This is a genomic window from Mesorhizobium sp. C277A, from assembly GCF_040324395.1.
Lineage (GTDB): Bacteria > Pseudomonadota > Alphaproteobacteria > Rhizobiales > Rhizobiaceae > Mesorhizobium.
Genome location: NZ_JAMYVW010000002.1, coordinates 2396211 through 2422795, shown reverse-complemented (window position 1 = coordinate 2422795; position 26585 = coordinate 2396211). Strand labels below are relative to the sequence as shown.

Here is a 26585-nt window from a genome sequence, read left to right as displayed (position 1 = left end):
GTGAACTGATATTCAGGTGAGGCCGGCCTGCAAATGCCAGGTTCCTGCGCTTCCGGTGCTCACGTGTTTGAGTACGCTCCGCTCCGGCCTTCGCCGGCCGAAGCCGTCATAAATGCCTCCGCTCTATGAAGGCTACGGCCGGCGTAGGCCGGTTCTCAGAACCTGTCATTTTCGACTCGGGCCGATCTGAATCAACGCAGCTTCGGCGCATTCGAAAATGTTTTAAGAAAATTTGCGTCTGATTCTATGGGGTTAACCCGCCAGTAACATTAACGCGCTTTAATCATGACCAGTGTGTACCGGGTCTGTGCGGGTTAGTGCGATGCAATTCAGTGTTTTGAAGGCAAACGGGCGTACTCTGTCGCGGGGCTGCGCTGTCCTCATGCTAGCCGGAGTGGCGGCGGGGTGTAGTTCCCAAGTCTCGCGGTTCAATGGTGTCGACGACGTCTTCACCTCCTCGACCAACAATCAGCGCGCCATCATCGACAAGCAGAGCACTGCGCAGCCCTATCCGGGCGATGTGGCGGCCGAGCCGATCGCTGCGGCACCTGTCGATGGCAGCCATAACCAGTCGGTCAGCCGCTCCAGCCTGGAGCCGGTCACCGTCCAGCAGCTGCCGCCGCCGAGCGCGCCCAAAGCTGCTCCGATGCGCACCGCTTCCGCGCCGGCGCTTGCACCGGCACCGCATGTCGACAGAACGACTACCGGCACCGTCCAGCCGGCGAGGCCGTTCAAGAATGCCGGTGACTCCGATCCGAAACCAGTTGCGGCTGGTACACCGCATGGGACCGAGATCGTGGTCAGCGACGGCGAGACCATTTCCGGCATCGCTCATCGCTATCATGTGCCCGCCGACGTGATCATGAAGGTCAACGGCTTGAGCGCCACCAAGGGGCTGAAGACCGGTCAGAAACTGGTCATCCCGGCCTATGCCTATTCAAGCAAGGGGACAGAGCCGAAACTTGCCGACGGCAAGCCGGCAAACAGCCCCAAGGCGCCGGCGCCGGAAAAGGTCGCCGTGCTGCCGCAGCAGCCGAAACTCAAGGACGGCAAGTCCGCCGCGCAGGTTGACGCTTCGGCAGCGAACAAGCCGAAGACCGACAAGCCGGCGCAGACGGCCTCGGCCGCGCCAAAGGCCGGCGCGGGCACCTACACGGTCCAGTCGGGCGACACCATGTCCTCCATCGCCAGGAAGACCGGCGTTGGCGTCGTGGCGCTGAAGCAGGCGAACGGCATGCAGGACGGCCTGCTCAAGATCGGCCAGACGCTGAAGGTTCCGGCAGGTGGCACCGCAACGGTCGCCAGCGCCAAGCCGGCCAAAGTTGATCCGGTGACGACCGCGACCACCCAACCGGCGGCAAAGCCGACGGAGACACTCGCCACCTACACGCCGCCGAAGAAGGACGCCAAGGTTATCCAGCAGGCCGAGGACGACGATGCTGTTGCGCCCGATGCCACCGGCATCGGCAAGATGCGTTGGCCGGTGCGTGGCCGCGTCATCTCCAATTTTGGTGGCGGCAAGGATGGTGTCGACATCGCCGTGCCTGAGGGGACGCCGGTCAAGGCGGCCGAGAACGGCGTGGTCATCTATGCCGGCGACGGCCTCAAGGAATTCGGCAATACGGTGCTGGTGCGCCACGAAAACGGGCTGGTCACCGTCTATGGCCACGCCAGGTCGATCGAGGTGCAGCGCGGCCAGAAGGTCAAGCGCGGCCAGGAAATCGCGCTGTCGGGCATGAGCGGCACCACCGACTCCCCGAAACTGCACTTCGAAGTGCGCAAGAACTCGGCACCGGTCGACCCCTCTGGCTATCTCGAATAGTCGGGCGAATAGAACAATAAACGTTTTGCAGGCCGTCTGACCTCCAGTCCGGCCCGCCGGCTCAGCCCGCTCCGCAAGGGGCGGGCTTTTTCAGTGACCTGACGGAAATCAATCAGTCGTTCAGCGGCTTGCCGAGCCGGCCGGCCAGATCCTGGGTGAATTGCCAGGCGACGCGGCCCGAGCGGCTGCCGCGCGTCGTTGCCCATTCCAGCGCCTCGGCGCGCAGCTGCTCCGGGTCGATAGTGAGCCCGTGATGGCTGGCATAGCCGTTGACCATGTCGAGATATTCGTCCTGCGAACATTTGTGGAAGCCGAGCCACAGGCCGAAACGGTCGGACAGCGAAACCTTTTCCTCGACCGCCTCGGACGGGTTGATGGCGGTCGAGCGCTCATTGTCGATCATGTCGCGCGGCAACAGGTGCCGGCGGTTCGACGTGGCGTAGAAGATGACATTGGCCGGGCGGCCCTCGACGCCGCCTTCAAGGGCTGCCTTCAGCGACTTGTAGGAGGTGTCGTCATGGTCGAAGGAGAGGTCGTCGCAAAACAGGATGAAGCGAAACGGCGCCGCCTTCAGCAGGCCCATCAGCCTGGGCAGCGTGTCGATATCCTCGCGATGGATCTCGATCAGCTTGAGCGGCAGGTCGGATTTGGCCTGGGCGTTGATCTGCGCATGCACCGCCTTGACCAGCGAGGATTTGCCCATGCCGCGCGCACCCCACAACAACACATTGTTGGCGGCATGGCCGGCGGCGAAGCGTTCCGTGTTTTCGACCAGAATGTCGCGCACGCGGTCGACGCCGCGGATCAGGCCGATGTCGACGCGGTTGACCTTGCGCACCGGCTCGAGATAGCCGGGGTCGGCCTGCCAGACGAAGCAATCGGCAACCGCAAGATCGGTTTGCGGCACCGGCGGCGGGGCGAGGCGGGTGACCGCCTCGATCAGGCGGTCGAGCTTTTGGTTCAGGGCTTCGATGGTGCTGTCGGTCATGTCTCGTCTTTTATGTTTCCGCACGAACGTGCGTAGGGGCCGAAATCGTCTTGATCCGGGCGAGATAGAAACGGGTTCCAAGCTTTTGTTTGGGCATGATCTTTTGCGAAAACCACGCCCGTATTCCGGGAGCATGCTCTAACACGGGTCAACCGGCCGGAAAAGCAGCTGAAAGCCCGGCCGCGCAGTTGCATTGGTAACTTTACCCACTATATTCCGGCCAAATTTGGCGAGGCCGCCCTACGGCCTTCTTCGTAACCAGGAGTTCTTGATGTTCGTCACACCGGCATACGCCCAAGCTACCGGAACTCCGCTTGGTCCGTTCGGGGATATCGGCATGATACTCCCGTTCGTTCTGATCTTCGTGATCATGTATTTCCTCATCATCCGGCCGCAGCGCGCCCAGTTGAAGAAACGCCAGGAGATGATCTCGGCCGTGCGCCGTGGCGACACGGTCATCACCGGCGGCGGCTTCGTCGGCAAGGTGACCAAGGTGATCGACGACAATGAGCTTGAGATCGACCTTGGCGGCGGCACCAAGGTGACGGCGCTGCGCTCGACGATCGCCGATGTTCGGGTCAAGGGCGAGCCGGTGGCCAACCAGAACACCAAGAAGTAAGCCAGTTTCCCAAGCGGAGCGATCCGCGGGCAGAGCTCTGACAAAAGACGGCGTATGGTCCATTTTTCGCGCCTGAAAATGATCCTGATCTGGCTTGCTATGGCCACAATGCTCGTCGACGCGCCCAGTCTTCACGCTGCCGGCGCGGACGTGCTGCTTCGATTGGACGCGACCGATGTGATCGATCGCCGGTTGGAGGCGACGCGTGACGAAATCAGGACGCTGCTGCGCGATGCAAGGATCGGCTATACTGGTCTTGCTAAGTTGGGTCGGGCCGTTCAGGTGCATATCACCGACGCCGCTCAGGTCGGCGCGGCCAAGATGGCATTGGAGGCGGTGACTGATCCTGTCCTTGGCAGCGCTGGTCCGGTTCAGGAAGTGATCCTGGATGATACCGGAGCAGCGTTGCTCAAGTTCACGGTAACAGACACAGGCATCAAGTATCGGATGTCGATCGCGCTTGCGCAGTCGATCGTGGTCATTAAGAATCGCCTGCGTGATCTTGGTATTGCCGACCCAGTAGTGCGGCCAGAGGGCGAAGACGGTATGCTGGTCCGGACCTCGGGCGTTGCGGATTTGCAAAGGCTGAGGAGAATTCTCACCCGAACCGGAATGCTGACTTTTCAGTGGGTTGATGAGTCGATGCCGGTCGCTGATGCGATCAATGGCCGGACGCCCGCTGGCTCGGTGGTGGTTTATTCGAAGGACGATCCACCGGTTCCCTATCTGGTTGAGAGCCGAACGATCGTTTCCAGTGACGACATTGTCAATGCTCAGGCGACTCCCAACTCCGTCACAAATGAGCCGGCGGTTTCGTTCACTTTCGATTCCAGGGCCACGGCACGCGTTGCGCAGGCGACCTCGCAGAATGTCGGCAAGCTATTTGCGATGATCCTCGACAACCAAGTGCTTTCGGTGCCAGTCGTCCGCGAGCCAATTCTTAACGGCCGCGGCCAGATATCGGGCAACCTTACAAAGGAGAACGCCGATGATCTGGCCTTGCTTTTGCGTTCCGGACCGATGCCTGCACAATTGAAAATAGTCGAGTAGCGCACGATAGCGCCCGGCGGTGATCAGAATTAGAATGGGAACCGACAGAGGCGATTGACGCCGAAACCGCTGCCGGCGGCAGCGCCAAATTGACCTCAGCGCGCTCGACAATCGGCGAAGTGCGGGTTAAGGGCGAGCCGGTGGCAAATAAGAACGCCAAGAAATAACCGAATTGTCGGCGGAACGATCCGCCAGTACGCCCTGACGGACAACGCCATATGCTGTATTTTTCGCGCCTGAAGATGATCCTGATCTGGATCGCCGTGGCCGTCACATTCATCCTTGCCGCGCCAAATCTCTTCCCGGCCAGCACATTGGCGCAATTGCCCAACTGGGTGCCGAAGCGGCAGATGACGCTTGGTCTCGATCTGCAGGGCGGTTCGCACATCCTCTTGCAGATGGACCAGAATGATCTCGTCAAGGCGCAGCTGGAAACGACGCGCGACGAGATCCGCACGCTGCTGCGCGATGCCAAGGTGGGCTATACCGGCCTTGGCGGCACCGGCAGGACCGTACAAGTGCGCATCACCGATCCAACCCAGATCAATGCCGCCAAGGCGGCGCTTAAGCCGCTGACCGATCCGGTCGCCGCCGGCCTGTTCACCGGTGGCTCCATCCAGGAGATGTCCCTGGATGATTCCGAAGCCGGGCTGCTCAAATTCACCGTCACCGACGCCGGCATCAAATACCGCACCTCGGCCGCATTGGCGCAGTCGATCGAAGTCGTCGAGCGCCGCGTCAACGAACTCGGCACCACCGAGCCGATCGTGCAGCGCCAGGGCGACGATCGTGTGCTCGTCCAGGTGCCGGGCCTGCAGGATCCGCAAAGGCTGAAGGAGATCATCGGCCAGACCGCCAAGATGACCTTCCAGATGGTCGATACCTCGATGTCGGTGCAGGATGCGCTGAACGGCCGCCCGCCAGCAGGCTCCTCGGTGCTTTATTCGCAGGACGATCCGCCGGTTCCGTATCTGGTGGAAAATCGCGTCATCGTGTCCGGCGAGGATCTTGCCAAGGCCACCGCAACTTATGATTCCCGAAACAACGAGCCAGTGGTTTCGTTCGTCTTCAACTCGCGCGGTGCGACACGGTTCGGCCAGGCGACGCAGCAGAATGTCGGCAAGCCGTTCGCCATCATCCTCGACAATCAGGTGATTTCGGCGCCGGTGATCCGCGAACCGATCCTCGGCGGCAGCGGCCAGATTTCAGGCAATTTCACCGCCGAAAGCGCCAACGACCTCGCCGTGCTGCTGCGCGCCGGTGCGTTGCCGGCAAAGCTGACCGTGATCGAAGAACGCACGGTGGGCCCGGGCCTCGGCCAGGATTCGATCCATGCCGGCAAGGTCGCCGGCATCATCGGCTCCATTCTCGTCGTCGCCTTCATGTTCGTCGCGTACGGACTTCTCGGCTTCCTCGCCAACATTGCGCTCGCCGTGCACGTGGCGATGATCGTCGGGGTCTTGTCGCTGCTTGGCGCGACGCTGACCTTGCCCGGCATTGCCGGTATCGTGCTGACCATCGGCATGGCGGTCGATTCCAACGTGCTGATCTATGAGCGCATCCGCGAGGAGCGACGGGCCGGCCGTTCGGTCATCCAGTCGATCGACACCGGCTTCACCAAGGCGTTGGCGACCATCGTGGATTCCAACGTGACGTCGCTGATTGCCACGGTCGTGCTGTTCTATCTCGGCACCGGACCGGTCAAGGGCTTCGCCATCACCTATGCCATCGGCATCCTGACCACGGTGTTCACCGCCTTCACCTTCACCCGTCTGCTGGTGTCGATCTGGCTGCGCCGCGCGCGTCCGAAGGAATTGCCGCGTGCGCCGGTGACCTTCGTTCCGGCCGGCACGAAAATCCCGTTCATGGGCATCCGCCGCTGGACCTTCGCACTGTCCAGCCTGCTGTCGATCGCGTCGGTTATCGGATTCCTGACCATCGACATCAACTACGGCATCGACTTCAAGGGCGGCTCGATCATCGAGGTGCAGTCCAAGCAAGGCGACGCCGATATTGGCGATATCAGAAGCCGGCTGTCGGAGCTAAACATCGGTGAAGTGCAGGTCCAGCAATTCGGCGCGCCGAACGACGTGCTGATCCGCGTCGGCACCCAGGATGGCGGCGAGAACGCCGAGCAGACCGTCATCGACAAGGTGCGCGGCGAGCTCCAGGACAATTACGATTTTCGCCGCGTCGAGGTGGTGGGCCCGACGGTTTCGGGCGAGCTGGCCAAGCAAGGCACGATCGCCATGATCATCGCGCTGATCGGCATCCTGGTCTATGTCTGGTTCCGCTTCGAATGGCAGTTCGCGGTCGGCGCGATCGTGGCGACGGTGCACGATGTGGTGATGACGCTGGGCTTCTTCGTCATCACCGGGCTCGAATTCAACCAGTCTTCGCTGGCTGCGATCCTGACCATTATCGGCTATTCGCTCAATGACACGATCGTCGTCTATGACCGTGTTCGAGAAGATTTGCGAAAATACAAACGAATGCCGCTCCCGCAATTGTTGAACAACGCCATCAACGAGACGCTTTCGAGAACGACGCTGACTTCGGTGACGACCATCCTGGCGCTGCTGGCGCTGGTGTTGTTCGGCGGCGAGGTGATCCGCTCGTTCACCATGGCGATGCTGTTCGGCGTCGTCTTCGGCACCTATTCGTCGATCTTCATCGCAGCGCCCTTGCTGATCCTGTTCAGGCTCAGGCCGCAGGGAGCGAGCGCCGATGAGGAGAAGCCGGTTGGTGGCGGCAAGGCCATGGCGACCTGACGGCCGCGCTGGTGGCAAAAGGCATCGTCATTCGCGAGGCGCATTTCCCCGGACGGGCGCCGATCGAAGCCTACGGCAATGGCGGCTTCCGCTTCGCCGACATGTCGCATCGCGGCTCGCTTCTTTGCCTGCCCTCCGGCATCCATGGCTGGGAGCCGGCCGATCCGCTGGCCCTGACGGCGGCGGATTTCGACCTGCTGCTGGCCGAGGCCGACAAGGTCGAGATCCTGCTGGTCGGCACAGGCAAGGATTTGCGGCCCTTGCCGGCAGCACTTCGGGCGGCGCTGAAGGCGGCTGGCATTGGCTCCGACCCGATGTCGACGGGGGCAGCGGTGCGGACCTACAATGTTCTGCTTGCCGAAGACCGCGCCGTGGCCGCGGCGCTCATCGCCGTCGACTGACGTGACCGATACAGCTGACATCGTCATGGAGGCGGTGCGCGCCGGCGACCATGACCGCTATGTCAGCGCACTCTATGCACCGGCCGACAAGCGCGCGGCGCTGTTTTCGCTTTACGCCTTCAATGCCGAGATTGCGTCTGTCCGAGACCGCATCCACGAGGCATTGCCGGGCGAAGTGAGGCTGCAATGGTGGCGCGATGTCATCGCTGCTGAAGCCGCAGCCACAGGCAACCCGCTCGCCGATGCGCTGAAGGCGACGATTTCTGCCCATGGCCTGCCCAAAACTGCCTTCGACAACATGCTCGAGGCCCGCATCTTCGACCTCTATGACGATCCGATGCCGTCGCGCACCGATCTCGAGGGCTATTGCGGCGAGACGGCGGCCGCGCTGATCCAGCTGGCGGCGATGGTGCTCGATCCCAATGAGGCGCCGCGCTTTGCCGAACTGGCGGGCAGGGCCGGCTGCGCCCAGGCGATGACCGGCCTGTTGCTGCTGTTGCCGCTGCATCGCCGACGCGGGCAATGCTTCGTGCCGGCGGATATCCTTGCCGCGGCCGGCTCGTCGCCGGAGGAGTTCGTCAGCGGCGACGGCGGCCCCGGCGCTCAGCGCGCGGTGGCTGCGATGATTGCATTGGCGCAGGAGCATCTCCGCGCTTTCGAGCAAGGGGCGTCCGCACTTCCGGAAACGCTGCGCCCGGCGTTCCTGCCGCTGGCGCTGACCAGCGCCTATCTCGGCAAGATGGGCAATGGCCGCTCGCCGCTTGGTGGCGCAGCCCGGCTTTCGGCTCTGCGCCGGCATTGGCTGTTGCTCAGGCGCGCAACGCGGGGATGGCCAGCGAGTTGACGTAAACGTCAATCGCGTTAGGACTCTGAGACTTGGCTATTCAGCAGCTTCCGCTGTTTGCGCCGGCAGCCCTAGCCACTCCCGACAATCTGCCCGCGCGCGTGAGGTGATCGCGTGGCGCTTGGCCACCGTCTTGTCCTTGCCGCGCAGGCGTTTGCCTTCGGTCTTCGGTGCTTCCACCGGCGGGAACAGGCCGAAATTGACGTTCATCGGCTGGAACGAGCGTTTGCCCGGCTCGTCGTCTGAGACGATGTGGCCGCCGGTGATGTGGTTGAGCAGGGCGCCGAAGGCGGTGGTGAGCGGCGGCAGGGACGGCGCGTGGCCGAGACGCTCGGCGGCGGCGAAGCGGCCGGCGAGCAGGCCGATCGCCGCGCTCTCGACATAGCCCTCGCAGCCGGTGATCTGGCCGGCAAAGCGCAGGCCGGGCCGCGATTTCAGCTGCAGGGAAGCGTCGAGCAAGGTCGGCGAGTTGATGTAGGTGTTGCGGTGCAGGCCGCCGAGGCGCGCGAAGTCGGCGTTTTCCAGGCCCGGAATGGTGCGGAACACGCGCACCTGCTCGGCATGCTTCAGCTTGGTCTGGAAACCGACCATGTTGTAGAGCGTGCCCAGCGCATTGTCCTGGCGCAGCTGCACCACGGCATAGGCTTTTACCGTCGGATTGTGGGCATTGGTCAGCCCCATCGGCTTCATCGGCCCGTAGCGCAGCGTCTCAACGCCGCGCTCGGCCATGATTTCGATCGGCAGGCAGCCGTCGAAATAGGGCGTGCCTTCCCACTGCTTGAATTCGGTCTTGTGGCCGTCGACCAGCGCCTGTACGAAGGCGAGATACTGGTCCTTGTCCATCGGGCAGTTGATGTAATCCTTGCCGGTGCCGCCGGGCCCAACCTTGTCGTAGCGCGACTGGAACCAGCAGGTGTCCATGTCGATCGTGTCGAAATGGATGATCGGGGCAATCGCGTCGAAGAAGGCCAGTGCGTCGGCGCCGGTCGCCTCGGCGATCGACTGGGCGAGCGAAGGTGCGGTCAGCGGTCCCGTGGCGATGATCGCCTGGTCCCATTCCGCCGGCGGCAGGCCCGGCACTTCCTCGCGCTCGATGGTGATCAGCGGGTGCGCTTCAAGCTTTTTCGTCACCGCGTCGGAGAAACCGTCGCGATCCACGGCCAGCGCGCCGCCTGCCGGCACCTGGTTGGCGTCGCCGGCACTCATGATCAGCGAGCCGGCCAGCCGCATTTCGGCATGCAGCAGGCCGACGGCGTTGTTCTCGGCATCGTCGGAGCGGAAGGAATTGGAACAGACAAGTTCGGCAAGCCCATCGGTCTTGTGCGCATCGGTGCCGCGCACCGGGCGCATCTCATGCAAAATGACGGGAACACCGGCTTGTGCTGCCTGCCAGGCGGCTTCGGAGCCGGCGAGGCCGCCGCCGACGATGTGGATAGGATTTTTGCTCATGAGCGCCGGAATAATCGCTTGGCGCGCCGTTTGCAATTGGCCGGTGCGAGCGTGGGTCATTGTCGTGCAACGACGGAGCTCGAGTTTCTTATGTCCGCGGCGACGCTTGGATGGCGGCGCAAAGCGCCTCGATCGACCGCAAGCACAGCCGCAAACCTGCCCCAAAAACAACAACACCCGCCGCGGGAGGAGGTGCGGCGGGTGTCGTTTTTGGGGCCGATCCTCGGGAGGAGGTGGGGATCGGCCGTATTCGCCATCGCCGGGGAGGAGGTCGGCTTTGACGAAATTCTTTTCGCCGGATCGAGGGAGGCGAAATCCCTGGAAGAGGAACTGCGTTCACTTTGAAGACGAACTAGCGTTCGCTTCGGAAAGACGAACTGCGTTCGCTTTGGAAACAGCGCCCGCCGCGGGAGGAGGTGCGGCGGGCGCCGTTTTGGTGGTCAACCCTCGGGAGGAGGTGAAGGCTGACCGTATCCGTCAGGGTCGGGGAGGAGGTCGACCCTGGCGAAATTCTTGTTAGATCGTCGCCCTGCGGGCGATGATCTTGATCTCGTCACGGACGATGCCGAGATCATGGAGCTGACGGTTCGAAAGGCGACCCAGCTCGGTAACGGTGTCGCGGTAAACGCGCCAGTTACGATAGTTGCGGATCAGGTTCATTGTCGTTCTCTTTTTCAAAACTGGTTCGGACCATTTGCGATCCGAAGAGGATTAGACCGCCTTGCGGGCGACGTAGTGGATGTCGCTGCGGCTGATGCCGAGGTCGGTCAGTTCACGGTTCGACAGGCGGCTCAGCTCGGAGACGGTGTCCCGGTAGCGGCGCCAGTTGCGGTAGTTGCGGATCAGGTTCATGGTAGTGCTCGTTTCGTCTTTCTTCGGATCATTCCGTTTGTGTACGAACAGTAAATAGGCTGGGTTATATCGATTTAAAAGTGCTGTTGGCGCATGGCAGCAATGCAAATTGTGCAATGCAACATTAACGCGCATTCACGCTTCGTCATGAAGAGACCCGAATCGGAAAATGACGTTGCGTCAACGATTTGAGCGGATCGGCTGTCAGAAAGACCAATCTGGGGGAGAAGCGGCATGGCGAGCTATTCGTCGCGGGCGAGGGCCGATATCGGGCGGTGGCTGCAGGCCGGCCTGATCGACGCCAAGACGGCCGATGCGCTTAAGTGCGACATCGACGCAAACGAGCGCAAATCGCTGAGCTTCGGCACTATATTGGCCATGATGGCAGCGCTGCTGTTCGGCGCCGCGATCCTGCTCTTCGTCGCCGCCAACTGGGACGCGATCCCGCGGCTGGTGCGGGTCGCGGCGCTGTTTGCCGTCATTCTCGCCGGCTATGTCGGCGGCGCGGTGTTGAAGATGCGCGACCATGCGGCGATCGGCGAGGCGTTGTGGATCGTGGCCGCCGCGGCCTTCGGCGGATCGATCGCGCTGATCGGCCAGATGTACCATCTCACGGGTGACGAAGCCTCGGCCATCGTCACCTGGGGCATCGGCACTGCATTAGCCGCGGTGGCGTTGCGCTCGAACCTGCTGACGGTCGCTGCCGTCGGCATATCCGTTGCCTGGCTGTTCGTGCGCGCGTTCGACTTTTATGACCGCCCCGTATTTCCGGATTTCTTCGTTATCATGGCGCCGGTGCTTTTTGTCGTCTCGTTGTGGACGCGCAGCCAGCCGGCACGCCACCTGATCATTCTCTCGGTCATTTTCTATATCGCGGTGCGCGGCCTGGACCAGAACACGCTCGCCCTGGCTATTCCTCTCGTCGTGGTGTCGGCGCTGCTGTTTGCGGTTTCGATCTTCGCCGCTGGGCCGGCCGACCGGATCTTGCAGCTCGGCGGGCGGTTGCCTTTGCACGCCTTGATCGGCTTTCTCACCGGGCTGGCGATGATGCAGATCGAACTGGGCGATGACAACGCCTTCAGCAACGGCTTTGCCATTGCGTCGGTCATCGCACTGGCCGGCATTGCCGCGGCGATCATGCTGGGCGGGCGCGAGAGCAGGGGGCTGCGCTGGGTTGCCTATGCCGGCTTTGCCTTCGAGCTCGCCATTATCTATGTCGTGACCTTGCAGACGATGCTCGGCACGGCCGGCTTCTTCCTGGCTGCCGCAGTGCTGTTCGGCATCCTGGCTCTCGTCATCATCCGTGTGGAAAAACGCATGAAGGCCCCGGAAGGAGCGGCAGCATGATGTCGGGAAAGAAACTTGTCATCTCGGCGCTGGTCCTGGCGCTCGTCCAGATCGGCTTCCTGAGCTGGATCATCGCCGGCCGCGCGGCGATCCTGCGCAACGGCAAGGAGGTCTTGCTGAAAGTCGAGCCGGTCGATCCGCGCGATCTGCTGCGGGGCGACTATATTATCCTCGGCTATGAAATATCGCGCTTGCCGGTGAAGCTGATCGCCAACATCCCTGCCGGCCAGCTCGTGAGCGAGAACACGCCGATCGTGGTCCGGCTGAAGCCGGGCGCCGACGGCTATTGGCATGCGACCACGGCCTGGTTCGGCAGGGCTCCGACGCCGGCGACCGCCGACGAAGCCGATATTGTCGGCCAGGTCGCGCCGGGCTGGACGCTTGATCCTGAATCCACGATCGCACCGCAATACGGCATCGACCGCTTCTACCTACCTGAGGGCCAGGGCATGGCGATCCAGAACGACATGCGGGTGCGGCCATTCGGCGTGCGCATCGCGCTCGCCGCCAGTGGCCAGGCACAGATCAAAGCGCTGATGGACGGCGACAAGACATTGTTTGAGGAACCGCTCTACTAGAAGACATTACCCCAGGGCATGGATTTCGGCAACGATCGATCGCTTCGCCCTCATGCAAACCAGACGGGCGAAGACAATGCCGATTACGGTGACGACGCGCGAAGATATCAATCTCGATGCCGTTTTGCGCGTCGCCTGGAGAAACGACACGGTCGAAATCGGCGACAAGGCCTTGCAACGCATTGCCGAATGCCGCGCCTCGTTCCTGAAACTCATTGAGTCCGATCCGCCGCCGGTCATCTACGGCGTCACCACCGCGATGGGCGAGCTGGCAAGCCGCAAGCTCGAACTTGACGAGCGCGACCGCCATGCGCGCATCAAAGCGTATGCCGCCGCCACATCCTTCGGGGAGCCGTTGCCCGAGCGCGTGGTCCGGGCGATCGTGCTGGCACGGCTGACCAATTTCATCGAAGGCAATGCCGCCACCACGCCGCGCATCGCGCTAGCCGTTGCGGCGATGCTCGACGGCGGCCTGATGCCGGTGGTGCCGTCGCAAGGGCAGGGTGGCGCCGGCGAGATCCTGGCGCTCTATCCGCTGTTTGCTGCGCTTACCGCCAGCCTTGAGCTTGAGGTGAAGGAGCGGGGATCGCTGATCAACGGCTCGCCTTGCGCGGCGGCACTGGTGGCGGACGCAGCACTTGCCGCGCGTCGTCGCCTCGCCATGGCGCACAAGGTGTTCGCGCTGTCGATCGAAGCGTTTCGCGCGCCGCTCGAGCATTATGATGCCGCGCTCGACGGGCTCTGGGGCGACGAACACGAAGCGGCCGCCTTGCAAGGGTTGCGGCAGTTTCTGGTCGGCGCCGGGGATGGACGGCGCAATTATCAGGCGCCGGTCAGCTACCGCATCGTGCCGCGCGTACTCGGCCATGCGCATAGGACGCTGGCCGGCGCCGAGCAGGCGGCGACCGTCTCGCTGGCCTCGATCTCGGACAATCCAGTCTATATCCCGCCCGACGCGGCGCACCCGCTGGGGCGCTGCATCTCGACCGGCGGCTATCACAATGCCATAGCGACGCCGGCGCTCGACGATCTGGCGGCGATCTGGGCCGATCTCTGCCTGCTCTGCGACCGCCACGCCTCAAAGCTGCTGAACGGCAAGGTCTCGCTGCTGCCCGACCTGTTGATGACCGGGCGGCATTGGGCCGACAGCGATGGTCATGGCAATGTCGGCTATGTGCCGATGGCGATCACCGGTTATCTCGAACAGGCCAAACTCGCGGCGCAGCGCACCTTCATTCCGGGCACCGAATCGGCCGGCGCCGGCCAGGATGACGTCGCCACCACCGCATTCTTCGCCTGGACCAAGGAAGCGACGGCCGGCCGCTGCCTCGACGCGGCGATGGCCATGCTGGCCATGATCGCCTCGCAGGCCCTGTACGTGACTGAACGCGCCGCGCCGCCGGCATTGCAGGATTTTGTCGCGGATATCAGGAAGATCGTGCCGCCGGTCGACGCCGACCGGGTGCTGGGGCCGGAGCTGGCGAAATTGGCGGAGTGGTTTACCGGTCAAGTGTTTGAAGTGTAGGCCGTCGCCGCCAGTCCTCCTACGCCACGGCTTCGGAGGACACTCTTCGCTACATCAAGCTCCTGGGTGGCCTGCCACCCGAAGCTCGATAGAGCGAAGGGTGGTGCGGATGAAGGGACTCGAACCCCCACGCCTTTCGGCACTGGAACCTAAATCCAGGGCGTCTACCAGTTCCGCCACATCCGCATTTGTCGGCAATCCCATGTAGCCATCATTCTGTCAATGTCGGAGCGAAAATGGCGTCAATTCGCTGCAACGCGAAGATGGTTGAAAATTGGCCTCGCCTGTGACAAAAGGCGTGTCAAATGTGACGGGAACGCGCCGATCCGCTTCTGCAGAATGTGATAAGAAGTAGGAAAAACAAGAACTTATTCACATCTTGGAACGCAGTTTGGAAGAATTTGAGCCGTAATTTCGGTCAAATCGCCAGGTTCCGTACCAAAAGCCATTCCCGGCAAGATTGTACCGGCAGGCTGTGAACGGCAAGACGCCGTGGCAGCCTCTTTGGTGAAGATAAAGGTTTTACGATGCAGGTCACCGAAACGCTCAACTCCGGTCTCAAGCGCGAGATCAAGATCACCGTGCCGGCCGGTGATATGGAAGCCAAGCTGATGGCGCGGCTGTCCGACGCCAGGAACAAGGTCCGCATCAACGGCTTCCGTCCCGGCAAGGTGCCTGTGCAGCATTTGCGCAAGGTCTACGGCAAGTCGTTCATGGCCGAAGTGGTCAACGAGATCCTCAACGATTCGACCCGTTCGATCATCACGGGGCGCGGCGAAAAGGCCGCCATGCAGCCTGAAGTGATCATGACGGAAGACGAGAAGGAGGCCGAGAAGATCCTGGCGGGCGGCGCCGACTTCGAATTCCGCCTCAACTACGAGGTCATCCCGGCGATCGAGATCAAGGATTTCTCCGACATCAAGGTGACGCGCCAGGTATTCGAAGTGCCGGACAGCGAGATCGACGAGCAGGTCCAGCGCGTTGCCGAATCGGCGCGAAGCTTCGAGCCGAAGACCGGCAAGGCCGCCGAAGGCGATCGCGTTTCGATCGACTATGTCGGCAAGATCGACGGCGAGGCCTTTTCCGGCGGCGCCGGCACCGACCAGCCGCTGGTTCTGGGGTCCAAGGAATTCATTCCGGGCTTCGAGGACCAACTGATCGGCGCCAAGGCCGGCGACGAGAAGCAGGTCACGGTCACTTTCCCGGAAAACTACCAGGCCGCGCATCTGGCCGGCAAGGAAGCCACCTTCGACGTCACCGTCAAGGAAGTGTCCAAGCCCGGCGCGCTGGAAATCAACGACGAGATGGCCAAGAACCTCGGCCTGGAATCGCTGGAGCGCCTGCGCGACGTGGTGCGCGGCCAGATCGAGAACCAGTTCGGCTCGATGACGCGCCAGAAGGTCAAGCGCCAGCTGCTCGACCAGCTTGACGCGGCCTATTCGTTCGAGGCGCCGTCGAAGCTCGTCGATGCCGAGTTCAACAACATCTGGACCCAGGTCAACCGCGATCTCGAAGCCGCCGGCCGTACCTTCGCCGACGAGGAGACGACGGAAGAAGAGGCACGCGCCGAATATCTGCGGCTTGCCGAGCGCCGCGTGCGTCTCGGCCTGGTTTTGGCCGAGATCGGCGAGAAGGCCGGCGTCACCGTTTCCGACGAGGAACTGCAGCGCGGCCTGTTCGAGCAGGTGCGCCGCTACCCGGCCAACCAGCAGCAGGAAGCCTTCGAGTTCTATCGCAGCAATCCGGAAGCCCTGAACACGCTGCGCGCGCCGATGTTCGAGGAGAAGGTCGTCGACCATCTGCTCAGCCAGATCTCGGTCACCGACGTCAAGGTCAGCAAGGAAGAGCTGATGGCTGACGACGAAGAGGGCGATACCGCCAAGGCCAAGCCGGCGAAGAAGGCCGCTGCCAAGAAGGCCGACAAGGCTGAAAAGGCCGACGACGCGGAAGAGCCGAAGAAGAAGGCAGCCCCGAAGAAGAAGGCCGCCAAGGACGCCGAATAAGCGTCTGACGACAAGATCAGAAAAGGCCGCCCTCGAGGCGGCCTTTTTCGTTGTGGCGGATGTGCCTTGAGCCACCGCAGCCCACCTGAACCTTTGTACGGTCGACCTGTTCTACCTACCGGCCAGATTCTGTGGTACACAGGTGGCGCAATTCCATCTGGGGAGGAGCGGAGAATCTATTCTGCCGTGCAGGGCGCATGCTGGTGCTACCGGCATGTGCAGACCGTCTGAGGAAAATTTGACGATCAGGGAGGAATGCCATGCGCTTGGTTGCGTTTTTCGCCGTCGTTTCCGTTGCAACTTTCATCGCCAATCCATCGCGGGCACAGGACGCCGCGGCGGGCGAGAAGGTCTTCACTAAATGCAAGGTCTGCCACGTCGCAGACCAAGACACCAACAAGATAGGCCCTTCGTTGCATGGCGTTATCGGCCGGACGGCCGGCACGCATCCGGATTTTAAATATTCCGAAGCCATGATCGCGGCCGGCACATCCGGCGTCAAATGGGATGAGCCGACACTGACGACGTATCTTCACGACCCCAAGGCAATGGTCAAAGGGACGAAGATGGCGTTTCCCGGCCTCAAGAAGGACGAGGACGTCGCCAACGTCATCGCCTATCTGAAGCAATTTTCCCCGTAACCTGGCTCTTCGGCCGGCCAGAGCGTTTCACCGTTTCACGGAAACGGCGATCCGCTCGATCTCTTTGTTCTTACGCAATTCCGGGCGGAAAACCCCATACACTTTCCTGGAATTGCTCTAGGCTGCCCGGTTTCCATCGATGGTCGTCTCAAATGTCGGTCAAGGAAAGCCTCAAGGATACCGGCGTCCGCCTCTCGGAAGCGACGGCCAGTGATTTCTTTGCGCTCTTGAAGCCTCGGGTCATGGCCCTTGCCGTGTTTACCGCCTTCGTCGGTCTGATGGTGGCGCCCGGCGCGATGAACCCGGTCATCGCCGTGATCGCCATAGGTGCGATTGCGGTTGGAGCGGGAGCGGCCGGCGCGCTCAACATGTGGTACGACGCCGACATCGACGCGCTGATGTCGCGCACGTCAAAGCGGCCGGTTCCGTCGGGCCGCGTCACGGCCGGCGAAGCGCTCGGCTTCGGCCTGGTGCTTTCCGCACTTTCGGTCATGACGCTCGGCGTGCTGGTGGGCTGGCTTGCCGCGTCACTGCTGGCCTTCACCATCTTTTTCTACGTCGTCATCTATACGATGTGGCTGAAGCGCTCGACACCGCAGAACATCGTCATCGGCGGCGCGGCGGGTGCCCTTCCTCCGATGATCGGCTGGGCGGCGGCCACCGGCGCCATCGGCATTGAAAGCCTCATCCTGTTCCTGATCATTTTCCTGTGGACGCCGCCGCATTTCTGGGCGCTCGCACTGTTCAAGGCCGGCGACTATGCCGCTGCCGGCATCCCGATGATGCCGAACGTGGCCGGCCAGGCCTCGACCAGAAGGCAGATCTTCGCCTATTCACTGCTCCTGGCACCGATCGGAGTGCTGCCCTGGGCGTTCGGATTTACGAGCGGGGTCTATGGGATTGTTTCGGCTGCATTGGGCGCGGGTTTCATCTGGCATGCCTGGAACGCCCTGGTCATCCTCGACAAGGAGATGAAGCCGGCCAAGGCGCTGTTTGCCTATTCGATCTTCTATCTTTTCGCGATCTTTGCCGTGCTGCTTGCCGATACCATCGCGATACGCGCGTTCATGTCAGCCGGAGGATGACGGCATGACGCTGTGTTCGGAAACCTCGCCTTCCGGGAGCCTTTTGTAAGAACGGGCGACAAGCTCCAGTCAATGGAGTATATTGATTGCGGTGCAGGTCGCGGTTCGCGTGGCCAGTCATGCAGAACGGCAGCACCGTGAAACCGCGACCTTGCCGGACCTGGTCTGGAGGAACGGGCATGACAAGTTTTCACGTGATTGCAGGCGCCAGCGAAACGCTGGAACACACCAAAATCCGAAAAATCAGTGTTTCCGATCTTTTCGATGCGCTCAAGCGCGGTGTTGACGATTTTATGGTCAAACCGTCGCACATCGTCTTTCTCTGCCTGATCTATCCGCTTGTCGGCGTGGTGCTCGCTGCCTGGACTTCGGGTGCCAATGCGTTGCCGATGTTGTTTCCGCTGGTGTCCGGCTTTGCGCTTATCGGTCCATTCGCGGCGATCGGCCTTTACGAGATCAGCCGCAGACGAGAAGCCGGGCTCGACACCTCCTGGACGCACGCTTTCGAGGTCAGGAATTCTCCGGCCCTGCCAGCCATCGCCGCAGTCGGGATCATGCTGGTTGCAATCTTCATCGCCTGGCTTTTGGCGGCGCAGGTGTTCTACGAATATCTCTTCGGCCCGGCTCCGCCTGCATCGATTTCGGGCTTCATCAATGAAATATTTGCCACCGGACGCGGCTGGTCTCTAATTGTCCTGGGGCACGCCATCGGCTTCGTCTTCGCCGCGGTGGTGTTGTGCACGACGGTTGTCGCCTTCCCATTGCTGCTCGACCGCGATGTCGGCGCCTACGAAGCCATCCACACGTCGGTGCGAGCGGTGCTGGCGAACCCGATCCCCATGGCTTTCTGGGGACTGATTGTCGCCGTCGCCCTGATCATAGGCTCGCTGCCGGTGTTTGCCGGGCTGGCGGTCGTGCTGCCGATCCTGGGTCACGCCACCTGGCATGTCTACCGCAAGGTTGTGGAGCCGCCATCGTCCCCGACGCGGGTCGGCCTCTGACCCCGCAGATCAGCTGATGGGAAGCTTCATCTCCGGTCTTTGACCGGAGATGAAGACTGTGCGTCAGGGCCCCGGTCCGAAGAAGGACAACCGGGTGAGAAGCGTGTAGTCCGCTTCGAAGAGCATCATCGCCACGAACACCAATATCAGAAGCGGCGGCAGGATGATCGCATAGGTCAGCGCCAGCCGCTCCCAGGCCATGTGCATGAACACGGCGACGATCAGCCCGGCCTTGAGGATCATGAAGATCAGGATCAGAGACCATCTGAGATAGCCGTGGATGCCGAGATAATCGACCATGTAGGAGCAGGCGCTGAGGATGAACAGCCATGCCCAGACCACCAGATAGAGCTTGATTGGATGTTCCTGATGAATCTCCGCGACGCCGGTCGATGACCCTTCATGCGCATGATCAGAGTGCAGCGCGTGTTGCCCGAGGCCGTTTGCGGTTGCTTCAGCCATGTCAGCCTCTCACCAAAGATAGAAGAATGCGAAAATGAACACCCAGACCAGGTCGACGAAATGCCAGTAGAGCCCCATGATTTCGACGTTCTCGTAGCGACCCCTGCGGCTGGTGAAGAAGCCGGGGCGACCGACGTCGTAGTCTCCACGCCAGACCTTTCGTGCCACGATGATGAGGAAGATCACCCCGATCGTCACATGCGTGCCGTGGAAGCCGGTGATCATGAAGAAAGTCGAGCCGAATTGTGCCGCGCCCCAGGGATTGCCCCACGGCCGTACCCCTTCGGTGATCAGCTTGGTCCATTCGAAGGCTTGCATGCCGACGAAGGTGGCTCCTAGCGCTGCCGTCAGAAGCATGAGGATTGCGGTTTTGCGGCGGTCGCGGCGATAGCCGAAATTGACCGCCATGGCCATCGTTCCGCTGCTCGATATCAGCACGAAGGTCATGATGGCAATCAGGATCAGTGGAATGTCCGAACCGCCGATGCGAAGCGCAAAGACCTCGCTCGGATTGGGCCACGGCACGCGCGTGGAAACGCGCGCTGTCATGTAGGAGAGCAGGAAGCAGCCGAAGATGAAGGTGTCGCTGAGCAGGAAGATCCACATCATGGCCTTGCCCCAGGACACGTTCTTGAACGCGCGCTGATCCGAGGACCAATCGGCGGCGATGCCTTGCCAGCCTGCGGGCCGCGTCTCCGTTTGGCCGGTATGCGTCAGTGTCGTTTCTGCCATGCTCCTCGACCTCCTAGGTCAGCAACTGCCGGCAAATATCGATGAACGTCGCGGCCCAGCCGGCTAAAAGAGCGAAGATGGCGAGCCAGACGAAAAGCAGGAAATGCCAGTACATGGCGCATAATTCGACGCTGAGGCGAAGCCGTTCCGGCCGTGCCCCGTTCCAGGCGCCGGCGGTTGTCCTGCCCAGGCCCACCAGCCCTCCCACGATATGCAGGCCGTGCATCCCGGTTATCAGGTAGAAAAAACTGTTGGCCGGATTGGAGGCCAGAAAATAGCCATCGGCGGTCAGGTCCCGCCATGCCATGAGCTGCCCGATGAGGAAGGCGATCGCGGTGAGCCCAGCCGCGGCAAGGCCGAGCCTGACCGTGTCCATCTGGCGCTTGCGCGCCGCGATCGAGGCGCATTGCAGCGCGATGCTGCTCAGCACCAGCATGCCGGTGTTGAGCCAGAGCAGGCGTGGGATGGGCAGCGGCTGCCAGTCCGACAGCGCCATACGCATGAAGTAGGCGCTGGTGAACAGCGCAAACAGGCAGCCGACCACGGCGAGGAAGACACCGAGGCCGATCTTGGCGGTCGGCAGGCTCGATCGGTCGAAGGCGACAAAATCTCCTGCCACACCTTGCTCGAGCCATGGTTTCGCCATCAGCCGCTGATGCGAGAGCCACCAGCCGGCAAAGCCGGCGATCACGAGAAGGAAGACCAGGATGACGCTCATGCTGGCTCCCTGGAGGGGCCGAACGTGCCCGGCATGTTTTGCGGAATGAAGTCCTCCTTGGCGCCCGGCACGCTGTAGTCATAGGCCCAGCGATAGACGATCGGCAGATCCTTGCCGAAATTGCCATGCGCGGGTGGTGTCTGCGGCGTTTGCCATTCGAGTGTCGTGGCCCGCCATGGATTGCCACCGGCCTCGCGCCCATGGCGGATGCTCCAGATAAGATTGAACAGGAAAACGATCTGGGCGAAGCCGACGATAAACGCCATGATGCTGATGAACGAGTTCAGGTGATGCGCCGACTCCGTCATGACCGTCACGTCGGTCAGTTCGGCATAGCGCCGCGGCACGCCCATCAGGCCGATGTAATGCATGGGAAAGAAGATCAGGTAGGCGCCGAGAAATGTGACCCAGAAATGGAACCGGCCGAGCGTCTCGTTCAGCATCCGGCCGGTGACCTTCGGGTACCAGTGGTAGATCGCGCCGAAGATGACGACGATCGGAGCAACACCCATGACCATATGGAAGTGGGCGACGACGAACATCGTGTCCGACAGCGGGACGTCGACGACGACGTTGCCGAGAAACAGCCCGGTCAACCCGCCATTGACGAAGGTGACGATGAAAGCCATGGCAAACAGCATCGGTATGGTGAGATGGATGTCGCCCCGCCACAGCGTCAGCACCCAATTGTAGACCTTGATCGCCGTCGGGATGGCGATGATCAGTGTCGTGGTGGCGAAGAAGAAGCCGAAATAGGGGTGCATGCCGCTGACATACATGTGGTGCGCCCAGACCACGAAGCTCAGCGCGCCGATGCCAACGATGGCCCAGACCATCATCCGGTAGCCAAAAATGTTCTTGCGCGCATGCGTGCTGATCAGATCGGAGACGATGCCGAAGGCCGGCAGCGCCACGATGTAGACTTCCGGGTGGCCGAAGAACCAGAACAGATGCTGGAACAGGATCGGGCTGCCGCCATTGTGCTGTAGTTGTTCCCCCATCTCGACGACCGCGGGCATGAAGAAGGAGGTTCCAAGCGCGCGGTCAAGCAGCATCATCACGCAGGCGACGAACAGCGCCGGAAAGGCGAGCAGCGCCATGACGGTGGCGGTGAAGATGCCCCAGACGGTCAGCGGCAGGCGCATCATCGTCATGCCGCGCGTGCGGGCCTGCAGCACCGTCACGACATAGTTCAGACCGCCCATGGTGAAGCCGATGATGAACAGGATCAGCGAGACGAGCATCAGGATGATGCCCCATTCCTGGCCGCCAGGTGTGCCGGTCATGATGGCTTGCGGCGGATAGAGCGTCCACCCGGCGCCGGTCGGTCCGCCGGGCGCAAAGAAGCTCGACACCAGCACCAGCACGGCAAGGAGGTAGATCCAGTAGCTCAGCATGTTGACATAGGGAAAGACCATGTCGCGGGCGCCGACCATCAGCGGGATCAGGTAGTTGCCGAAGCCGCCGAGGAAGAGTGCCGTGAGCAGGTAGATCACCATGATCATGCCGTGCATGGTGATGAACTGGTAGTAGGCCTCGGGGGTGATGAAATCGAACGTGCCGGGGAAGCCGAGCTGCAGCCGCATCAGCCAGGACAGCACCAGCGCGACCAGGCCGATGGCCGTTGCGGTCGCCGAATACTGGATGGCGATGACCTTGGCGTCCTGCGAGAAGACATACTTCGTCCACCAGCTGTGCGGATGGTAAAGCTCCATTTCCGCGACTTCGGCGGGCGGGACGGCATCTGCAGGCGTGATATCGACCATAGGCGGAGCACCTCCGTGCCCTTCAGCGGGACCCGACAGTTTCGAGTTTTGCCGCAACTTCTAGAGCTGACGCCGTCGCGTTGCCCGGCGCCTGTTCCACCGAGCCCGTCTGCTGCGGCGCCGACAACTGCGCGAACGTCTGCTGCTGGTCGAGCCAGGCCACATAGTCCTGCTCGGTATCGACCATGACGATGCCATGCATCATCGGGTGCCCCTGGCCGCACAGTTCGGCGCACAGAACCTGGAAGGTCCCGGTCTTGGTGGGGGTGAACCAGAAATAGGTGACCGAGCCCGGTATCATGTCCATCTTGGCGCGGAATTCCGGAACGTAGAAATCGTGCAACACATCGATCGAGCGCAGCAGCATCTTGACCGGCTTGCCGACCGGCAGATGCAGGTCGGCCGCTTCGACCACGACGTCGTCCTGGCCGCTGGGATCCTTGGCGATCACGCCCAGCGGATTTTCAGCGGTGACGTCGCGGGTGTCGGATGTGCCGAGTTTGCCGTCCTTGCCGGGCAAGCGGAAGCTCCACTGCCATTGCTGGCCGACGACTTCGACCACGGTTGCGTCGCTTGGAACGTTGACGAACCGGCTCCAGACAAACAGGCCGGGAACCAGCATGGCGGTAACACCCACTCCGGTGACGATCGTCAGCCACCATTCGAGCCGCTTGTTCTCCGGTTCGTAGGCCGCCTGGTTGCCTTCGCGGTGACGGAAGCGGAAAACGCAATAGGCCATGAATAGGACGACTGCGGCGAAGACGACGCCGGTAATCCAAAAGGTGATGATGATGGTGTTGTCGATATAGTCCCAATTCGAGGCAATCGGAGTCCACCACCATGGGCTCAGGAAGTGGAACAACACCGAGCCCACGACGATCAAAACGAGTACAACCACTATGGGCATGTCCCGTTCCTCCCGGTATTTCAGGGGGCGCGAAGCCGTCCCGGGAAAATACCAAGTGCATCATGCGTGATTTGCGATCGAAATTCTAGAGCCGGTTGTGGAAGGAGCGAAAAATTGCTTCTGCGGCGCCCGGACCTTGCTTCGTTGGTGACGCCGGAGCGACACCTGACCCCCCAAATCAGGGAGGGCAGGGGCTGGTTTGATTCGGCTTGCCTTGTTCCAGCGGGATCAAAGCGCCTTGATGATGATGCAGCCGGCCAAAAGCAGCACGACGCCGGCGAGCCGCATGCCGGAGACAAGCCGCTGCGGCAGGCGGAACCAGCCGAAGGTGTCGACGAAGATGCCGGCGACCTGCTGGCCGGCCACCGTCAGGCTGACGGCAGCTGCCGCTCCGATGACGGGGATGGCGGTGAACACGGTCGTGACATAGGTGGCGCCGGCAAAACCTCCGAGCCAGCCCCACCAGGGCATCGACGACAAGCCGGCGAGGCGAGGGCGGGGCGTCTTCGTCAGGGCAAGCGCGATCAGAAGCACCGCGGCCATGGCCAGCATCGCCACCAGGAACGAGATGGTGCCGACCGCAAACGGCGCGCCGCCAAGGTCGTGCCGAAGCAAGGCGTTTACAGCGCCTTGCACCGGAAGCACGGCGCCTGCCAGCAGCGCCAGTCCGATCCACCCTGGTCTTGAGGATGCGGTATTGTCGGCCGCGCCCTTCTGTCCCAGAACGATGAGGGCAGCCCCGGCAAGCAAGACGAGCATGCCGAAGGCAGGCCCGGCTCGCAGTCCGGCTTCGGGGATCCCGAGCCAGCCGAACGTGTCGAGGGCGAAGGATGCAAGCATCTGCCCAGCGATGAAGAGCCCGACGGACACGACGGCGCCAAGGCGAGGGAACAGAAGAATGGTAGAAACAACGTAGAAGGCCGAAGCCATGCCGCCGATCGCATGCCACCATTCGGCTTGCCGAACGGCAAGCAGAGCCGGTGTCGTTCCGGTGAGGGCCGTGATCGACAACAGCACGATGGCGCCGACCGCGAGCTGAAGCGTGGTCGCGGCAAAGGGTGAGCCGACCGCCTTTGAAAGTTGGGCGTTGGCGCCAGCCTGCACTGCGAGCAGGCCACCGGCGGCAAGCGCCAGAGGGATGAAGAGGATTTCCACGATCGTATTCCTTGAATGCGGGGTGCGGCGGCTAGGGCATGATCCCAAAAAGTGGGTGCCGGTTTTTGGAAAAGATCATGCTCCAACAAAGGGTTAGATCATGATGAGATTTCAACCAAATCTCATCATGATCTAAGCGGCAGCCGATGCTTCGGGCAGGGCGGGAACGGCAATGCCTCTGACAACTGCGGAGCGTCGGCCTATGGCGGCATACCAACGCGCCAGGTCTGGCGCGTCATCGAGGCTGAGGCTGAGCCTGGTGACGGCCGCGTTGATCCATGGCCATGTCATCACATCGGCGATGCCGTAGCTTTTGCCGACAATGTGCTCATGGTGCTTTAGCCGGCTATCGAGAACGCGGAAGACACGTCCGGTTTCGCGCTCAAAACGCTCGATCACGTAAGGGATTTTTTCCGGCGCGAAGATTTTGTAATTCCACAATTGGCCAAGCGTCGGGCCGACATGGGCCGCCTGGAACAAGGTCCAGGTCAGCGTATCGTCCGCCTCCTGCGCGCCCACCGGCTGAAGCTTGCCCGACCGTCGCGCCAGGTAGTGTAGGATGGCGCCGGATTCGAAGACCGTGCGGCCGGCGTCCCGGTCGACGATCACCGGGATCTTGTTGTTGGGATTGAGCGCCAGGAAATCAGGCTTGGTCTGGTCGCCCCTTTCGATGTCGACCAAGCGGACCGAGTAGGGCAGGCCGACCTCTTCCAGCATGATCGAGGCCTTGTGCCCGTTGGGTGTCTGGCAGGTGTAGAGTTCTATCGGCGCCATGGCTCTTCTCCGCGACTGTTTCTTTTGTCGTCGGACTCCATATGGCGTGCGTGCATGCGCAGATCGACATGCCGATTCGCCCGCTTGCTCTGCGTTTTTGCACAGCGAAGCGGTCATTTTGACTCGCAGAGCGCAGCGCTTTCTTTTATCTTTCTGCAAGAATGCACAGCTCACGCGATATCGACTGGGAAGATCTGCGCATGGTGCTGGCCGTCGCCGATGGCGCTTCGCTGGCGGCGGCGGCTCGGATCCTGGGCGTGAACCACACGACTGTGCTGCGGCGCGTCAACGCCTTCGAGGCGCGGCTGGGTATCCGCCTTTTCGATCGGCTGCCGACTGGCTATGCCCTCACCGCGGGCGGCGAGGAACTGCTGGGCGCGGCACGCACAATGGCCGAGACGGTCAATGAACTGGCGCGCAAACTGTCGGGGCAGGATCTCAGGTTCGAAGGCAGGTTGCGGGTCACCACCACCGATACGCTGATGGCGTCGGTGCTGCCGCCGATCCTGGCGGCGTTTCATAAGCTCCATCCCGGCATACGGGTCGAGGCGATGACGCAGAATTCCATCGCCAACCTGACGCAAAGGGATGCAGACGTGGCGATCAGGCCGGTGTCGCAACCGCAGGAAATCCTGGTCGGCCGGCGCATTTCGGGCGTCGCCTTCGCCGCCTACGCGACACGTTCCTATGCCGAAACGCTACCCCCGGAGCCGAGATTGGGTGCGCTGCGCTGGATCGCGCCCGACGACAGCCTAGCCAACACCGGCGTCGCCCGCTGGATGCGGTCGTCGCTGCCCGATGTCGAGATCGCCATGCGCGCCGATTCCCTGGTGACGATGTCGTATGCGGCGGGCGCCGGTATCGGGGTTGCGGCGCTGCCCTGTTATCTCGGCGACAGCCTGCCCGGGCTTGTAAGGGTCGGAGGGCTGATCGAGGAGATTGGCTCGGCGCTGTGGGTGCTGGTGCACGACGATTTGCGCCGCACGGCGCGCGTCCACGCCTTCACAAAATTCGTCTCCGGCGAATTGCAGCAGCGGCGCGACCTTCTTGAGGGCAGGCTCGGCGGCGGTAGGCTCGAGACGCACGCCAGCTGAC

At 62.1% G+C, this 26585-nt stretch carries 26 protein-coding genes and 1 tRNA gene; 15 read left to right on the top strand and 12 right to left on the bottom strand.

The window, feature by feature from the left end; translation table 11 throughout:
• Window positions 1-322: 322 nt before the first annotated feature.
• On the top strand, window positions 323-1822 hold the full coding sequence (locus NKK52_RS12155; RefSeq protein WP_023681646.1) for a peptidoglycan DD-metalloendopeptidase family protein: 1500 nt from the start codon (window positions 323-325) through the stop codon (window positions 1820-1822).
• A 112-nt stretch (window positions 1823-1934) separates the two neighbouring features.
• On the opposite strand, the gene NKK52_RS12150 is transcribed toward NKK52_RS12155, so the two are convergent.
• Complete coding sequence (locus NKK52_RS12150) at window positions 1935-2810, bottom strand: ATP-binding protein (RefSeq protein ID WP_023681645.1); 876 nt, start codon at window positions 2808-2810, stop codon at window positions 1935-1937.
• A 271-nt stretch (window positions 2811-3081) separates the two neighbouring features.
• On the opposite strand from NKK52_RS12150, the gene yajC reads away from it, so the two are divergent.
• From yajC to NKK52_RS12125, 5 genes are all read left to right on the top strand, one after another.
• A complete protein-coding gene (gene yajC / locus NKK52_RS12145) occupies window positions 3082-3429 on the top strand; it encodes a preprotein translocase subunit YajC (protein WP_023681644.1) in 348 nt (115 codons plus the stop codon).
• Window positions 3430-3483: 54 nt separating this feature from the next.
• Entirely contained in the window at window positions 3484-4479 is a 996-nt protein-coding gene (locus NKK52_RS12140; RefSeq protein WP_031203698.1) for a SecDF P1 head subdomain-containing protein, read from the top strand.
• Window positions 4480-4697: 218 nt separating this feature from the next.
• Window positions 4698-7250 carry a protein translocase subunit SecDF gene (secDF, locus tag NKK52_RS12135; protein ID WP_023681642.1) on the top strand — a complete coding sequence of 851 codons (2553 nt, stop codon included), beginning with the start codon at window positions 4698-4700 and terminating at the stop codon, window positions 7248-7250.
• Between the two features lie 11 nt (window positions 7251-7261).
• On the top strand, window positions 7262-7651 hold the full coding sequence (locus NKK52_RS12130) for an Mth938-like domain-containing protein (protein ID WP_023667676.1): 390 nt from the start codon (window positions 7262-7264) through the stop codon (window positions 7649-7651).
• A 25-nt stretch (window positions 7652-7676) separates the two neighbouring features.
• Window positions 7677-8495: a phytoene/squalene synthase family protein gene (locus tag NKK52_RS12125; RefSeq protein ID WP_023681641.1), complete on the top strand. Its 819-nt coding sequence runs from the start codon at window positions 7677-7679 to the stop codon at window positions 8493-8495.
• A gap of 36 nt (window positions 8496-8531) precedes the next feature.
• Here NKK52_RS12125 and trmFO read toward each other — a convergent pair whose 3' ends face one another.
• The gene (trmFO, locus tag NKK52_RS12120; protein WP_023681640.1) at window positions 8532-9944 is read right to left on the bottom strand and encodes a methylenetetrahydrofolate--tRNA-(uracil(54)-C(5))-methyltransferase (FADH(2)-oxidizing) TrmFO; all 1413 of its coding nucleotides are present in this window, start codon (window positions 9942-9944) and stop codon (window positions 8532-8534) included.
• Between the two features lie 18 nt (window positions 9945-9962).
• On the opposite strand from trmFO, the gene NKK52_RS12115 reads away from it, so the two are divergent.
• Window positions 9963-10289, top strand: a complete 327-nt coding sequence (locus NKK52_RS12115; RefSeq protein WP_156935994.1) for a hypothetical protein — start codon at window positions 9963-9965, stop codon at window positions 10287-10289.
• A gap of 171 nt (window positions 10290-10460) precedes the next feature.
• On the opposite strand, the gene NKK52_RS12110 is transcribed toward NKK52_RS12115, so the two are convergent.
• Entirely contained in the window at window positions 10461-10604 is a 144-nt protein-coding gene (locus tag NKK52_RS12110) for a DUF1127 domain-containing protein (RefSeq protein WP_023667673.1), read from the bottom strand.
• 51 nt (window positions 10605-10655) lie between these two features.
• Window positions 10656-10796 (bottom strand): DUF1127 domain-containing protein, encoded by a 141-nt coding sequence (locus NKK52_RS12105; RefSeq protein ID WP_006335194.1) that lies wholly within the window; start codon window positions 10794-10796, stop codon window positions 10656-10658.
• Between the two features lie 234 nt (window positions 10797-11030).
• Between NKK52_RS12105 and NKK52_RS12100 the strand changes: the two genes are divergently transcribed.
• The 3 genes from NKK52_RS12100 (at window position 11031) to NKK52_RS12090 (ending at window position 14246) form a co-directional block, all read left to right on the top strand.
• Complete coding sequence (locus NKK52_RS12100; RefSeq protein ID WP_023681638.1) at window positions 11031-12143, top strand: DUF2157 domain-containing protein; 1113 nt, start codon at window positions 11031-11033, stop codon at window positions 12141-12143.
• Window positions 12140-12721, top strand: coding sequence for a GDYXXLXY domain-containing protein (locus NKK52_RS12095; RefSeq protein WP_023681637.1), 582 nt, complete (start codon window positions 12140-12142; stop codon window positions 12719-12721). The genes NKK52_RS12100 and NKK52_RS12095 overlap by 4 nt, the downstream gene beginning before the upstream one ends.
• A 76-nt stretch (window positions 12722-12797) precedes the next feature.
• Window positions 12798-14246 (top strand): aromatic amino acid lyase, encoded by a 1449-nt coding sequence (locus NKK52_RS12090; protein WP_031203696.1) that lies wholly within the window; start codon window positions 12798-12800, stop codon window positions 14244-14246.
• Between the two features lie 101 nt (window positions 14247-14347).
• Here the strand turns inward: NKK52_RS12090 and NKK52_RS12085 are convergent.
• Window positions 14348-14432 (bottom strand) — tRNA-Leu (locus NKK52_RS12085).
• A 341-nt stretch (window positions 14433-14773) separates the two neighbouring features.
• On the opposite strand from NKK52_RS12085, the gene tig reads away from it, so the two are divergent.
• From tig to NKK52_RS12065, 4 genes are all read left to right on the top strand, one after another.
• Complete coding sequence (tig, locus tag NKK52_RS12080; protein ID WP_023681635.1) at window positions 14774-16249, top strand: trigger factor; 1476 nt, start codon at window positions 14774-14776, stop codon at window positions 16247-16249.
• A gap of 260 nt (window positions 16250-16509) precedes the next feature.
• A complete protein-coding gene (locus tag NKK52_RS12075) occupies window positions 16510-16890 on the top strand; it encodes a c-type cytochrome (RefSeq protein ID WP_023667668.1) in 381 nt (126 codons plus the stop codon).
• Between the two features lie 152 nt (window positions 16891-17042).
• On the top strand, window positions 17043-17975 hold the full coding sequence (locus NKK52_RS12070) for a heme o synthase (protein WP_023688232.1): 933 nt from the start codon (window positions 17043-17045) through the stop codon (window positions 17973-17975).
• Between the two features lie 179 nt (window positions 17976-18154).
• Window positions 18155-18976, top strand: a complete 822-nt coding sequence (locus NKK52_RS12065) for a DUF2189 domain-containing protein (RefSeq protein ID WP_023681634.1) — start codon at window positions 18155-18157, stop codon at window positions 18974-18976.
• A gap of 63 nt (window positions 18977-19039) precedes the next feature.
• On the opposite strand, the gene NKK52_RS12060 is transcribed toward NKK52_RS12065, so the two are convergent.
• The 7 genes from NKK52_RS12060 to NKK52_RS12030 form a co-directional block, all read right to left on the bottom strand.
• Window positions 19040-19438: a cytochrome C oxidase subunit IV family protein gene (locus NKK52_RS12060; RefSeq protein WP_023681633.1), complete on the bottom strand. Its 399-nt coding sequence runs from the start codon at window positions 19436-19438 to the stop codon at window positions 19040-19042.
• Between the two features lie 9 nt (window positions 19439-19447).
• Complete coding sequence (locus NKK52_RS12055) at window positions 19448-20170, bottom strand: heme-copper oxidase subunit III family protein (protein WP_023667664.1); 723 nt, start codon at window positions 20168-20170, stop codon at window positions 19448-19450.
• Between the two features lie 13 nt (window positions 20171-20183).
• Window positions 20184-20888: a cytochrome c oxidase subunit 3 gene (locus tag NKK52_RS12050; protein ID WP_023681632.1), complete on the bottom strand. Its 705-nt coding sequence runs from the start codon at window positions 20886-20888 to the stop codon at window positions 20184-20186.
• The gene (ctaD, locus tag NKK52_RS12045; protein ID WP_023681631.1) at window positions 20885-22654 is read right to left on the bottom strand and encodes a cytochrome c oxidase subunit I; all 1770 of its coding nucleotides are present in this window, start codon (window positions 22652-22654) and stop codon (window positions 20885-20887) included. The genes NKK52_RS12050 and ctaD overlap by 4 nt, the downstream gene beginning before the upstream one ends.
• Before the next feature lie 22 nt (window positions 22655-22676).
• Entirely contained in the window at window positions 22677-23561 is an 885-nt protein-coding gene (locus NKK52_RS12040; protein WP_023667661.1) for a cytochrome c oxidase subunit II, read from the bottom strand.
• A 228-nt stretch (window positions 23562-23789) separates the two neighbouring features.
• Window positions 23790-24716, bottom strand: coding sequence for a DMT family transporter (locus tag NKK52_RS12035; protein WP_023681630.1), 927 nt, complete (start codon window positions 24714-24716; stop codon window positions 23790-23792).
• A gap of 132 nt (window positions 24717-24848) precedes the next feature.
• Window positions 24849-25490, bottom strand: a complete 642-nt coding sequence (locus NKK52_RS12030) for a glutathione S-transferase family protein (RefSeq protein WP_031203694.1) — start codon at window positions 25488-25490, stop codon at window positions 24849-24851.
• A 161-nt stretch (window positions 25491-25651) separates the two neighbouring features.
• Here NKK52_RS12030 and NKK52_RS12025 point away from each other — a divergent pair, with 161 nt between their 5' ends.
• Window positions 25652-26584 carry a LysR family transcriptional regulator gene (locus NKK52_RS12025; RefSeq protein WP_023681628.1) on the top strand — a complete coding sequence of 311 codons (933 nt, stop codon included), beginning with the start codon at window positions 25652-25654 and terminating at the stop codon, window positions 26582-26584.
• The last annotated feature ends 1 nt before the right edge of the window (window position 26585 follow it).